This window comes from Sphaerisporangium sp. NBC_01403 (genome assembly GCF_045040145.1).
GTDB lineage: Bacteria > Actinomycetota > Actinomycetes > Streptosporangiales > Streptosporangiaceae > Sphaerisporangium > Sphaerisporangium viridialbum.
In genome coordinates, this window is the sequence record NZ_CP109534.1 from 2060294 (window position 1) to 2073115 (window position 12822).

Sequence of the window (12822 nt, forward strand, 5' to 3'; positions counted from 1 at the left end):
TCGTGCGCTGACGGCGCGGGCACCTCGCCCGACTGGACGGGCGTGCCCGCCATGTCGGTGGGCACCGCCGGCTCGTGCTCGCCGGCCGAGCCCTGCTGCTCGCTGTCGTTCATCAAACCTCCCGTGCGGCGGAGAGCAGGTGCCTGACACCGGCTTCGCGATCGGTCAGGTGCAGGCGTACGGTCCGGCGCCCGCGCTTGCTCAGCGCGTCCAGGTCGCCGAGCGCCTGGGCGAGCTCCAGCCTTCCGAGGGTGTACGGCTTGCCGGGCACCTCTAGATCGTTCTCCACCGCGCCCGTGATCTGCAGGAACACGCCGTTCTGCGGGCCGCCCTTGTGGTACTGCCCGGTCGAGTGCAGGTAGCGGGGCCCCCACCCGAACGTGACCGGCCGCTCGGTCCTGATCGACAGCAGCACCTGGAGGCTGGCCGGGTCGTGTGCGGCCCAGATGTCGGTGATCGCCTCGAACGAGGCATCCGGGGGGACGGGGACGTCGAACGCGGCCTCGCGGTCGAGGAAGGAGAGGATCGCCAGGTAGCCGCGGTCGGGGATCTCCTCCAGCAGGGCGGTCAGCACGCCGGAGAGGTCCTTGACGTGCTCGGGCAGGTCGCCGTAGACCTCCACCGGGCCGTCGACCAGCGTCGGGGTGCCGGTCGGCAGCGGGCCATCGCCGGCCTCCCGCAGGATGCGCGCGGTGTTCTCCTTGGGCTCGGCCACGTTCGGCTGGTCGAAGGGGTTGATGCCGAGCAGCCGCCCGGCGATCGCCGTGGCGTACTCCCACACCAGGAACTGCGCGCCCAGCGGCCCGTCGACCTGGATGGCGGCCTCGGTGTCGATGCCCGCGACGATCTCGTCCTCGGCGTCGGTGGGGTCGGCGCCGACGACGGGCAGGATGCCCTTGCCCTGCTTGCCGGTGGACTCGGCGACCAGCTGCTCGATCCAGTCGGGCAGCCCGTTGATCTGCGAGAGGCTGTCGTCCAGCACGAGCTTGTCGCGCCCCGCGCCGGCGGCGGCGCCGAGCGCCGCGCCGAGCTCCAATCCGGGGTTGTCGTCGTTCTCGCCGAGCCGGGGACGCACCTCGGCGGCCTGGTCGAGCAGCCGGGCGATGTCGGCCCCGGCCAGCGCGCTCGGCACCAGCCCGAACGCCGTGAGCGCGCTGTAGCGGCCTCCGACGGTCGGATCGGCCAGGATGACGGTGTACCCGGACTCGATCGCGATCTGCTCCAGCGGCGAGCCCGGGTCGGTGACCACGACGATGCGGTCGGCCGGGTCGATGCCGGCGTCGCGGAACGCCCGCTCGTAGATGCGGCGGTGGCTGTCGGTCTCGACCGTCGTGCCGCTCTTGCTGGAGACCACCACGATGGTCTGTGCGAGCCGGTCGGCGAGCGCCCGCCGCACCTGGCCGGGGTCGGTGGTGTCGAGGACGGTCAGCGGCACGTCGGAGGTGGCGCAGATGACCTCGGGGGCCAGCGAGGACCCGCCCATCCCCGCCAGCACGACGTGTTCGAGGTTCTCGGCGCGGGCGCGCTCGACCAGCTTGGCGATCTCGGGCAGCAGCTCTCGGGAGGTGATGGGGAGGTTCAGCCAGCCGAGGCGCAGCCTCGCCTCGGCCTCGGCCTCGGGCCCCCACAGGGTGGGGTCGCCGTTGGAGAGCGCCTGCGGCACGCCCTCCTCGACGAGTTTCCGTACGGCCTCGGAGGCCTCCGCGGCTACCGCCTCGTCACCGAACGTTACGGACATATCCATCCTTAAGGTTTTCTCCTCGCGAGGGCGGGCGGGCAGGCGCCTCCGCGCCGGGCATCGCGCGCGCCCGGATCGGCCGGCCTGCGTGAGCGCCCGGCCGGGCCGCCTGGGCGCCCGGCCGGCTTACCTGGGAACCGACGTCCGCCGACGTTCAGCCGGCCTTCTTCAGCTCGGTCTCGAGGGTTCCGAGCAGCTCGTTCCACGAGGCGACGAACTTCTCGACGCCCTCCTCCTCCAGCACCTTGACCACGTCGTCGTAGTCGATGCCGGCCTGCTTGAGCGCGGCCATGGTGTTCCAGGCCTGCTCGTAGTAGGGGCGGATGGTGTCGCCGTCGATGTTGCCATGGTCGGCGACCGCGTCGAGGGTCTTCTCCGGCATGGTGTTGACCGTGCCCGCGGTGACGAGCTGGTCGACGTACATGGTGTCGGGATAGTCCGGGTTCTTGACCCCGGTGGAGGCCCACAGCGGGCGCTGGGTGCGGGCCCCGGCGTCCTTGAGCGCCTGCCAGCGCGGGGTGTTCATGACCTCTTCGTACGCGGCGTACGCGAGGCGGGCGTTGGCGATCGCGGCCTTGCCCTTGAGCTCCAGCGCCTCGGGGGTGCCGATCTGGTCGAGCCGCTTGTCGATCTCGGTGTCGAAACGGCTGACGAAGAACGAGGCCACGGACTCGATCTTGGAAAGGTCGAGGCCGTTGGCCCGCGCGCGCTCCAGGCCAGAAAGCCAGGCGTCCATGACCGCGCGGTAGCGCTCCAGCGAGAAGATCAGCGTGACGTTGACGCTGATGCCCTCGGAGAGCGCCTGCGTGATCGCGGGCAGCCCATCGAGGGTCGCCGGGATCTTGATGAACACGTTGGGCCGGTCGACCAGCCACCACAGCGCCCTGGCCTCGGCGATGGTCTTCTCGGCGCTGTCGTTGGCCAGGCGCGGGTCGACCTCGATGGACACCCGGCCGTCGACGCCGCCGGTGGCGTCGAAGACGGGGCGCAGCACGTCGGCGGCCCAGCGGATGTCGAAGGTCGTGATCGCCCTGACCGCCTCGCCGACGTCCACGCCGCGGGCCGACAGATCGCGCAACTGCGCGTCGTAGGCGTCGCCCTTGGCCAGGGCGGAGGCGAAGATCGTGGGGTTGGAGGTGACGCCCACGACGTACTTGTCGCGGATCAGGGATTCGAGGTTGCCGGTGCGCAGGCGCTCGCGGCTGATGTCGTCGAGCCAGATCGACACGCCGTGGTCGGTCAGGCGCTTCAGGTTTTCGCTCATGACTACGTCCCCTAGTTTCCGGTCGTCTGGCCCTTGTCGGCCCCGGTCTTGGCGAGGCTGCCCTTGGCCGCGGCGGCCACACGCTCGGCGGTCAGGCCGAACTGCTCGTACAGCGTCTTGTACGGTGCCGAGGCGCCGAAGTGCTCAAGGCTCACGACCTCGCCCTCCTCACCTACGAACTGCAGCCAGCCCAGGGCGATTCCCGCTTCCACTGCCACGCGGGCGCGGACCGCAGGAGGCAGGACCGACTGCTTGTAGGCGTCGTCCTGGGCGTTGAACCACTCGACGCACGGCATGGAGACCACGCGGGCCGGGATGCCCTCGTCCTCCAGCAGCTTGCGCGCCCCGACGGCGAGCTCGACCTCGCTGCCGGTGCCGATGAGGATCACCGCCGGCCGGCCGTTGGAGGCCTCCTCCAGGATGTAGGCGCCCTTGGCGACCTTGTCGAAGTCGGCCGTGCCCTCGTACACCGGGAGGTTCTGCCGGGTCAGCGCGAGCGCCGCCGGGCGGTCGGTGTGCTCCAGGACGGTCTTCCACGCGGCCGAGGTCTCGTTGGCGTCGGCGGGGCGCACGACGTCGAGGCCGGGGATCGCGCGCAGCGCCCAGAGGTGCTCGACCGGCTGGTGTGTCGGGCCGTCCTCGCCGAGGCCGATGGAGTCGTGCGTCCACACGTAGGTGACCGGCAGGCCCATCAGGGCCGCCAGGCGGACGGCGGGGCGCATGTAGTCGCTGAAGACCAGGAACGTGCCGCCGTACGGGCGGGTGCCGTCGTGCAGGGCGATGCCGTTCAGGATCGAGCCCATGCCGTGCTCGCGGATGCCGAAGTGCAGCGTGCGGCCGTAGCGGTTGCCCGGGAAGGCCTTGGTCTGGTGCTCCTCGGGGATGAAGGACGGCTCGCCCGCCATCGTGGTGTTGTTCGACTCGGCCAGGTCGGCCGAGCCGCCCCACAGCTCCGGCAGCACCGGCGCCAGCGCGTTCAGCACCTCGCCGGAGGCCTTGCGGGTGGCGATCGACTTGCCGGCCTCGAAGGTCGGCAGGGCCTCGTCCCAGCCGGCGGGGAGCTTGCGCGCGCTCATGCGGTCGAACAGCGCGACCCGGTCGGGGTTGGCGGCACGCCACTCCTCGAACCCCTCGTTCCACTCGGCGTGCAGGGCCCGCCCGCGCTCGACCACCTCACGGGCGTGCTTGAGGATCTCCTCGGGCACGTCGAAGCTCTTGGACGGGTCGAGGCCGAGGACCTCCTTGGTGGCGGCCACCTCGTCGGCGCCCAGGGCGGAGCCGTGGATCTTGCCGGTGTTCTGCTTGTTCGGCGCGGGCCAGCCGATGATCGTGCGCAGCTTGATCAGCGTCGGGCGCTCGGTCTCCTCGACGGCGGCGCGGTAGGCCTCGTAGAGCTTCCCGACGTTCTCGACGTACTCGCCGGTCTCGGTCCAGTCGACGCTGATCACGTGCCAGCCGTACGCCTCGTACCGCTTGGCGACGTCCTCCGACAGCGCGATGGCGGTGTCGTCCTCGATGGAGATGTGGTTGGAGTCGTAGATGACGTTGAGGTTGCCGAGCTTCTGGTGGCCCGCGATGGAGCTCACCTCGTGGCTGACGCCCTCTTCGATGTCGCCGTCGGAGGCGATGGCCCAGATCTGGTGGTCGAACGGGCTGGCGCCCTGCTCGGCGTCGGGGTCGAACAGGCCCCGCTCGCGCCGCTGGGCCATGGCCATGCCGACGGCGTTGCCGAGGCCCTGGCCGAGCGGGCCGGTGGTGGTCTCGACGCCGATCGTGTGGCCGTGCTCGGGGTGACCCGGGGTGAGGCTGCCCCACTGGCGCAGCGACTCGAGATCGTGGAGGGTGAGGCCGTACCCGGACAGGTAGAGCTGGATGTAGAGGGTGAGGCTGGAGTGCCCGGCGGACAGGACGAAACGGTCACGGCCGGTCCAGGCCGGATCGGAGGGGTCGTGTCGCAGGACCCGCTGGAATAGCAGGTACGCGGCGGGCGCCAGGCTCATCGCGGTGCCGGGATGGCCCGAGCCCGCCTTCTCCACCGCGTCCATCGCGAGGGCGCGTATGACGTCGACCGTGCGCCGATCGAGGTCGCTCCACTCAAGGTCTGGCACCAGTTCGCTGCTCAACTGCTCGATCTCCTATTGGTTAATGGCGCCGGCTCGGCTCGCCCGCTCGTCCGGTCTGGTAGTGCTCCCCACACCGGACCTTAACGGGTCGATCCCCTCACCGTAGATGCATGGTGCGTCTAACAGGTGACCGGGGAAGGAGGCGCCCGCGTCGTTAGAACCCTGCCCCCCGCGAGCCGTCTGGAACGCGATCCATTCCACGGACCGCGACCCATCTCACAGGGTGCCGGATGGGGCGTTCACCAGGGCTGATCGACACCCGATCCGGGGGATCCGATCAGGCGGCATTCGCCCCCGATGCCGGGACCGGCGACCCCCCGCACTACAGTGAGTCCTCAGCGTTGGCTCATGCCCGCAATCACGGATCCGCTCTAATCAGAGGTTACGCGTTGACCCCGCACCCGCTGGAAGCGCCTTGACGGTGCTGACGACCAAGCAACCGACGGTCCCGCTCGCAGGCGAGCGCCGATCGCCGCTCGCCACCGTGCGGGCGTACGTCGCGCTGACCAAGCCGCGGATCATCGAGCTGCTCCTGATCACGACCCTCCCGGTCATGTTCCTGGCCGCGCGCGGCCTGCCGCCCCTGTGGACGGCGGTCGCCACCCTGGTCTTCGGCACACTGTCGGCGGGCAGCGCCAACGCGCTCAACTGCTACATCGACCGGGACATCGACGCCACCATGCGGCGCACCCGCCGCAGGCCGCTGGCCATGGCCGAGGTCTCGCCGAGGAACGCGCTGATCTTCGGCATCGTGCTGGGGATCCTGTCCACCCTCGGCCTCGGCCTCACCGTGAACTGGGTGGCCGCGGGCCTCTCGCTGGCCGCGATCCTGTTCTACGTCTTCGTCTACTCGATGCTGCTGAAGCGCCGCACCTCGCAGAACGTCGTCTGGGGCGGCATCGCGGGCTGCATGCCGGTGCTCATCGGCTGGGCGGGCATCACCGGGCGGGTCGACTGGGCGCCCCTGGTGCTGTTCGGCGTGGTCTTCTTCTGGACGCCCCCGCACACCTGGACCCTCGCCATGCGCTACCGCGAGGACTACGCCGCCGCCAAGGTCCCCATGCTGCCGGTGGTCGCCGGCGAGCGCCGGGTCGTCCAGGAGAGCATCGCCTACACCTGGGCGACCGTGATCTGCTCCCTGCTGCTCTGGCCGGTGGCCGGCACCACGCCGTTCTACGCGATCGTGGCCGCCGCCCTCGGGGTCATGTGCCTGTGGGAGGTCTACCGCCTGCTGGGCCGCCTCAACGCCGGCAAGACGGGCGTCGCCCTGCGTCCCATGCGCTTCTTCCACTGGTCCAACGCCTACCTGGCCCTGCTCTTCCTCGCCGTGGCGGTCGACTCCCTGCTCTGAGGACGCCGCCTTTCCGGTCTGACCGGGTAGAGGTCTCCGGGAGGGCCGCACGCGCCCCGGCGGGCACATCGCCGGGGGCCGCGCGGCGAGCACGGTGCACCGGGGGGCGCGACGGCCATGGCGATGAGTCTGAACCTGAAGGCGTACGAGCACGCCAGAAGGCTGGTCAAGGAGCGGAGGATCGTCCTCGACCAGCGAGCCGACTGGGACGTGCACCGGCCCTCGCCCGAGAAGGAGAACCAGTTCATCGCCGAGCACGGGTTCGGCGAGTACTCCCTTTGGTTCCTCGGCGTCGACGACGAGCACGGGGAGAACACCAAGACGCGGTTCCGGTTCCCGTACGGCGATCTCGAAAAGCTGCACAAGTGCGCCGTCCTGTCGGCCGAGATCCGGGCCGCGCAGTACGACCACGAGGACATCGAGAACGCCGCCGCCCACCTCCACGGCATGCTGACCGCACTGGAGGATTGACCCCGGCCCCCTCCGGATCACGGTCCCGCGGTCGTCCGCGTGAAGCGGTGCGCGAGGCGCTCATCCCCGCGCGTCCGTACATATCTGGCTATTTCGGTCATCCGATGCCGACGCCTGCGGCAGAATGATCAACGATCACGTCGCCCGGCAGGAGGGCGACGGCTGATAAGGGGATGACATGCGCTTAACCACGAAGACGATCCTCCTGGCCGCGGCACTGTCGATGGGGGCGGTCGTCGCCAGCCCGGCTTCCGCGTCCGCCTCCGTCCGTTCCCCCGAAGGGGTGTGCGGCTCCGGCTTCGCGCGGGTGGCCGACAGCAAGCGCGTCGTCAAGACCTCCTCCGGGGACGTGTTCGGGTACGTCTACCTGCTGTTCAACCGCAAGACCGGCTACAACTGCGTCACCACGATCAAGACGTCGTACGTGGGCACCGCGACGTACACCGAGGCCACGCTCATCACGCAGACCCGGCGGGTACGGGACGAGCCCGTCCGCACGAACAAGAAGACCGACGGGCGCAAGTACAAGTACTACGCGGGTCCGGTGAAGCTCTACGCCAAGGGCCTGTGCGTCAAGTACAGCGGCACGATCTGGGACACCCGCCGCGACGCGGCGATCGCCACGGGCGGCCGCGCCTCCTGGGGCAACTGCGGCTGAGGCCGCCCCGGCACGAAGGACCCCGTCGCCCCCGCCCGCTCATGAGCGGGCGGGGGCGACGCGCGTCAGCGGCCGGAGATGAGGTTGGCCAGGCGGGCGTAGGCGGAGGTGCGGCCCATCTGGGCGGTCTCGTGGCGGTCGGCGGCGCGGAACAGCGCGTAGATCGCCTGCACGCCGATCCAGCGCAGCGGCTCGGGCTCCCACTGGCGCACCTGGCGGCCGACCCACGGCAGGGCGGTGAGCTCGGTCTCCTGCCGCAGTACGAGATCGCGGAGCGTGCGGCCTGCCAGGTTGGTGGTGGTGACCCCGCTCCCGACGTACCCGCCGGCCCAGCCGAGGCCGGTGGTGTGGTCCAGGTGGACGGTCGAGCACCAGTCCCGCGGGACACCGAGCACGCCGCACCACGAGTGCTGGATCCTGGCTTCGGCGGTGGCGGGGAGCAGCGAGGTCATGATCTTCCGCAGCGCGGCCACGGTCTGCGGCTGGGTGGCGCCGCGCACGTCGGTGCGCGAGCCGAAGCGGTACGGCACGCCGCGCCCGCCGATGGCGATGCGGCCGTCGGCGGTCCGCTGCGCGTAGCAGTACGCGTGCGCCTCGTCCCCGAGCAGCTCGTAGTCCCGCCAGCCGATCCGCTCCCACACCTCGTCCGGAAGCGGCTCGGTGACGATCATCGAGCTGTTCATGGGCAGCCACTGGCGGTGCTGGCCCCGGATGCTCGCGGTGAAGCCCTCGGTGGCGCGGATGACGTACTCGGCGGTGACCGTGCCCCGGTCGGTGACGGCCGCCGCCTTGCCCTCGGCGGTCCTCGGGCGGATCTCGGTGACCGTGGTGTCCTCGAAGAGGTCGACCCCGAGGCCGGTGACGACGCGGGCGAGACCGACCGCGAGCTTGGCGGGCTGGATGCGGGCGCAGTGCGGGCTGTAGGTGGCGGAGATCGTCCCGGCGACGCGGATGCGGTCCTCCCGCTCTTCGCGGGTGAGCAGCCGCATGTCGTGCTCCGCGAAGCCCCACGTGCGCAGGTCGGCCAGCTCGGCGTGCAGGCGGCGGTTCTGCGCGGGGTTGGTGGCGACGTGGAGCAGGCCGCCCTTGTGGATGTCGGCGTCGATGCCCTCGGCCGCCGCGACCTCGATCACCTCGTCCACGGCGGTGAACATGGCGTGCTGAAGATCGATCATCGCCTGGCGGCCCCGTGCCGCCGCGTGCCGCTCGCGTGACCCGGCGAACTCGGCCGACAGCCAGCCGCCGTTGCGCCCGGAGGCCCCGAACCCGGCGAACTCCCGCTCCAGGATCGCGATCCGCAGGTCGGGCTGGGCCTTCTTGAGGTAGTACGCGGTCCACATGCCGGTGTAGCCACCGCCCACGATCGCGACGTCGTACTCGCGCGACCCCGGCAGGGCGGCACGGCGTTCCGGAACGCCGATCTGCCGGTACCAGAACGACACCCCGCCGTTGGCGAAGTCGTCCGTCAGGGGGGTGCCGTTCAATCCGTTGCCGCTCATATCAACTCCATGACCAAGGTGCTGTGGTTGCCGACGACCTCATCGCGCATGGCCATGGGGAACCGCCTTCACATCAGAATCGTCGGGGGGAAGTACTGAGTCGCCGACGCGCTCGTTCTCGTACCGGGTGCCGGGCTACGAGGGGGTCGGCGGGCCGATCATCCAGAGCACCTCGAGCGGATCCGCGCCCTCGTTGAGGACGCGGTGCGGGGTAGAGGTCCGGTACTCGATGCTGTCCCCGGGGCCCAGCTCGTAGGAGACCGCCGACTCCGGCGGGCCGATCCACAGGACGGCCCGGCCTCGCAGCACCAGGAGGATCTCCTGGGAGTCGCCGTGGGTGTAGGACTCGTCTCCGGTGGAGGCCCCTGGGTCGAACTCGCCGCTGTAGATCTCCAGGTTCTGGAGGGGGCGCTGCGAGATCAGGTACTTGCGGGTGCCCGGCCCGGTTGGTAACTCGGGCCGGTCGGAACGGCGGACGAGCCGGTGCCCGACGACCTCGCCCTCGCTGAACAGGTCGGCCACCGTGAGGCCGAGCGCGCCGGCGATCCGCCGCAGCATCCCGATGCTCGCGCTGGTGTGCCCGCGCTCGAGCTGGCTGATGAAGCCGGCGCTGGCGCCCGCCTGGCCGGCGAGGTCGCGCAGCGTCATCTGGCGCATGGCGCGGTACGCCCTGATGCGCGCGCCGAGGCGCACGGTGTCCGCCTCAGGGGCGCCCACAGCCACGTTCTGAGCTGCGGGCTCAAGCGGCATCGAACATCCCGATCTTTGCGACCAAACATTTTGTTTGATCACTGTACAGAGGTGCGATCGCCCCCTCAAGCCCCCTCGCCATAACAAACCAGCCACAACGGGACAAATCGCCCACGGCACTCAGCGCAGCTCGCCCTCCAGGAGGCTCATGAGGATCTTGTCGTGCCATCGCCCGTCGCGCCGGAACGCCTGTCGCATGCGTCCCTCCTCGACGAAACCCACCTTCTCGTAGACCCGGCGGGCCCCGGCGTTCTCCGCGACGACGGTCAGCGAGATCCGGTGCAACCGCATCTTCTCGAAGCCGTAACGGCAGATCACCCGCATCGCGTCGGTGGCGTACCCCTGGCCCCAGGTGTCCTTCTCGCCGAGGTAGATGTCGAGCACGGCCGCCCCGGTCTCGGGCTCGGCGTCCCTCAGCGCGACGATGCCGATCGTGCGCTCGTCGAGCGTCTCGATGAACAGGGTCAGGCTCTGGAAGGAGTCGGGGGCCCGCTCCCGCAGGTCCTTGGTGAGGTGGTCGAGCGACGGCGGGTAGCCGTCGCTCATCCACCGCATGACCTCGGGGTCGTTGTGCCAGCGCCACAGCGTCTCGGCGTCGGACGGTTCCAGTGCGCGCAGCCGTACGCGATCTCCAAAGAGCACGCGCGATTTCCTATCAGAAAGCGGCCGAGCGTGAAAACCGCCCGATAGGCCAGCGTGGCCTCCGAAGTGGCGCGCTTCCGGGAAATGGGCGCACAATCGGCGGGTCGCGGGAAGATCGGCCTTCATGATCTCGCCCGAGTCCTGCCCCTCGAAAGCAAGGCGGTGCCGATGACGCTTCCGGCGGACGACCACGTGCACAGCGAATGGTCGTGGGACGCGCTGGCCGGCTCCATGGAGCGGACCTGCGAGCGGGCCGTCGAGATCGGGCTGCCGTCCGTGGCCTTCACCGAGCACGCCGACTTCACCCCGTGGACCCTGCGGGAGGACACCCCGATACCCGACGCCTGGCAGGTGCTGGTGAGCGACCAGGTGCTCACCGCTCCCGAGATCGACCTCCACGGCTACCAGGAGTCCCTGCGGCGGTGCCGCGACCGCTTCAGGGGCCTGCGCATCCTGTCGGGCGTCGAGCTGAGCGAACCCCATCGCCACGGCCCCCGGGCCGGCGAACTGCTCGCGCGGGGGCGGTTCGACCGCGTGCTCGGCTCGGTGCATTCCCTGCCGATCGAGGGCGGGTTCGCCGAGATCGCCGACCTCTACCCGGTTCGGGCGGCCGCCGCGGTCGTGCGCGCCTATCTGGCCGAGGCCGGGCGCATGGTCGAGGAGTTCGGCGACTTCGAGGTGCTCGCCCACATCGACTACCCGGTCCGCTACTGGCCTGCCGGTGCCGGGCCCTTCGACCCCGCCGCCTTCGAGGACGACTACCGCGCGGTCCTGCGGGCCCTCGCGCGTTCCGGCAGGGCCCTGGAGGTCAACACCAGGGTGCCCCTGCACCCCCAGATCGTGCGCTGGTGGTTCCAGGAGGGCGGTCCGGCGATCACCTTCGCCAGCGACGCGCACGACCCCTTCTCGCTGGCCCATGGCTTCGCGGAGGCGACCGCGATGGCCGGCTCCTGCGGATTCCGCCCGGGGGCCCACCCGGACGACTTCTGGACCCGACGCTGACCGCCGGCCTGCCGGCCGTAGAACCTCACGACGGGCCATGGCCGGTCGGGCGTGCCGTCATGGCCGGTCGGGCGGCCAGGGCCGGACCTTCACGCGACGTCCTCCTTGACCGGGGTGGCGATCACGGTGGCCAGCGGCGGGCGTTCTGCGACGCTGACGTCGCTGAGGGTCGCGTTCCCGTCGGGGTCGAACTGGAGCAGACTCGTGGCGGGCGCCTCGGAGGCGACGATGCGGCCCTGCCGTTCGAGGCGCGACCAGGCGGTCAGCATGATCTGCCCGGCCATGCGGCCGAGGGCGGCCGTCGACTGGTGGCCGTGCTCGCGGCGGCCGAGGTCCACCTGGGCCATCGCGTCGAGCCCGACGTGCTCAAGGAGGTCGACGAGGAGGCCGAACTCCACGCCGTACTCGGTGACGAAGGGCACCTGTTCGAGGACCTCCCGCCGCGCGGCGTACTCGCCGCCGAGCGGCTGCACGAACCCGGCGAGCTCGGGCCAGTACAGGTTGAGCATCGGCCTCGCGACGAGCTCGGTGACCCGGCCCCCCGCGCCGCGCTGCACCACCCCGTCCGGCCCGGTCAGGGGACGCTCGTAGGCGCCCTTCACGAAGGCGATCTCCGGCCGGGTCAGCAGCGGGCCGAGCAGCCCGGAGATGAAGTGCGAGCCGAAGTTGCGCAGGTCGGAGTCCGCGAACACCACGATGTCGCCGGTCGAGGCCGCCAGCCCCTTCCACAACGCCTCTCCCTTGCCCGACAGCGGCGGCAGGCCGGGCAGCACGTCGTCCTGGCGCACCACCCGCGCGCCGGAGGCCGCGGCACGGGCGGCGGTGCCGTCGGTGGACCGCGAGTCGACCACGAGGATCTCGTCCACGAGCGGGACCGCCTCGACCAGGTCGCGGCGGACGGCCGAGACGATCGCGCCGACCGTCCGCTCCTCGTCACGCGCCGGCATCACCACGCTGACCGTGGTCGCCCCCTTGGCCCGCAGGAGCAGGTCCAGCGGCCAGTCGGCCGCGGAGCTGGTGTACGGGCGCGACCATTCGCTCACGGGAGCCGGCACCCGCGGCGATCGGCCAGAAAGATCTTCCATTCAGCCTGCCCCGTTCTCATGTCATGACGGCGGCAAACTGCTCCAGGTGGAGCGACCCGAACGTCATTGTCTGGCGAGCCCCAGGAGAGGCGTATGCCGCTTCGTGACTTCCATAACCCGTATCGGCATTATCGGTGCCGGAAATTTCGCCGCACGCCACGCAGAAGTACTCTCATGTTTCTCCGATGTAACAATTACCGGGGTCGCTGACACGGATTCACGCAAGGCCGAGGCCCTCG

11 protein-coding genes and 1 pseudogene are annotated in these 12822 nt (G+C 70.5%); 5 read left to right on the forward strand and 7 right to left on the reverse strand.

The window, feature by feature from the left end; genetic code table 11:
- Positions 1-112: 112 nt before the first annotated feature.
- The 3 genes from OG589_RS08885 to tkt form a co-directional block, all read right to left on the reverse strand.
- Positions 113-1744 carry a glucose-6-phosphate isomerase gene (locus OG589_RS08885; protein WP_405147779.1) on the reverse strand — a complete coding sequence of 544 codons (1632 nt, stop codon included), beginning with the start codon at positions 1742-1744 and terminating at the stop codon, positions 113-115.
- Positions 1745-1892: 148 nt separating this feature from the next.
- Entirely contained in the window at positions 1893-3002 is a 1110-nt protein-coding gene (gene tal, locus OG589_RS08890) for a transaldolase (RefSeq protein ID WP_405147781.1), read from the reverse strand.
- An 11-nt stretch (positions 3003-3013) separates the two neighbouring features.
- Positions 3014-5047 (reverse strand): transketolase, encoded by a 2034-nt coding sequence (gene tkt / locus OG589_RS08895; protein WP_405151992.1) that lies wholly within the window; start codon positions 5045-5047, stop codon positions 3014-3016.
- Positions 5048-5540: 493 nt separating this feature from the next.
- On the opposite strand from tkt, the gene OG589_RS08900 reads away from it, so the two are divergent.
- The 3 genes from OG589_RS08900 to OG589_RS08910 all read left to right on the forward strand — a co-directional run bounded on the left by OG589_RS08900 (position 5541) and on the right by OG589_RS08910 (position 7605).
- On the forward strand, positions 5541-6476 hold the full coding sequence (locus tag OG589_RS08900) for a heme o synthase (protein WP_405147783.1): 936 nt from the start codon (positions 5541-5543) through the stop codon (positions 6474-6476).
- A gap of 123 nt (positions 6477-6599) precedes the next feature.
- Entirely contained in the window at positions 6600-6947 is a 348-nt protein-coding gene (locus OG589_RS08905) for a hypothetical protein (RefSeq protein WP_405147784.1), read from the forward strand.
- A gap of 178 nt (positions 6948-7125) precedes the next feature.
- Entirely contained in the window at positions 7126-7605 is a 480-nt protein-coding gene (locus tag OG589_RS08910; protein WP_405147786.1) for a hypothetical protein, read from the forward strand.
- Positions 7606-7670: 65 nt separating this feature from the next.
- Here the strand turns inward: OG589_RS08910 and OG589_RS08915 are convergent, their stop codons facing one another.
- From OG589_RS08915 to OG589_RS08925, 3 genes are all read right to left on the reverse strand, one after another.
- Complete coding sequence (locus OG589_RS08915; RefSeq protein WP_405147788.1) at positions 7671-9104, reverse strand: NAD(P)/FAD-dependent oxidoreductase; 1434 nt, start codon at positions 9102-9104, stop codon at positions 7671-7673.
- 135 nt (positions 9105-9239) lie between these two features.
- Positions 9240-9821, reverse strand: coding sequence for a helix-turn-helix domain-containing protein (locus OG589_RS08920; protein ID WP_405147790.1), 582 nt, complete (start codon positions 9819-9821; stop codon positions 9240-9242).
- A 153-nt stretch (positions 9822-9974) separates the two neighbouring features.
- Entirely contained in the window at positions 9975-10496 is a 522-nt protein-coding gene (locus OG589_RS08925; RefSeq protein WP_405147791.1) for a GNAT family N-acetyltransferase, read from the reverse strand.
- A 168-nt stretch (positions 10497-10664) separates the two neighbouring features.
- Between OG589_RS08925 and OG589_RS08930 the strand changes: the two genes are divergently transcribed.
- Positions 10665-11498, forward strand: coding sequence for a PHP domain-containing protein (locus OG589_RS08930; RefSeq protein WP_405147793.1), 834 nt, complete (start codon positions 10665-10667; stop codon positions 11496-11498).
- Between the two features lie 89 nt (positions 11499-11587).
- Here OG589_RS08930 and OG589_RS08935 read toward each other — a convergent pair whose 3' ends face one another.
- On the reverse strand, positions 11588-12583 hold the full coding sequence (locus OG589_RS08935) for a glucosyl-3-phosphoglycerate synthase (RefSeq protein ID WP_405147795.1): 996 nt from the start codon (positions 12581-12583) through the stop codon (positions 11588-11590).
- Between the two features lie 103 nt (positions 12584-12686).
- Here OG589_RS08935 and OG589_RS08940 point away from each other — a divergent pair.
- A pseudogene (locus OG589_RS08940) lies at positions 12687-12782 on the forward strand (hypothetical protein); the annotation flags it as partial.
- Positions 12783-12822 lie beyond the last annotated feature (40 nt).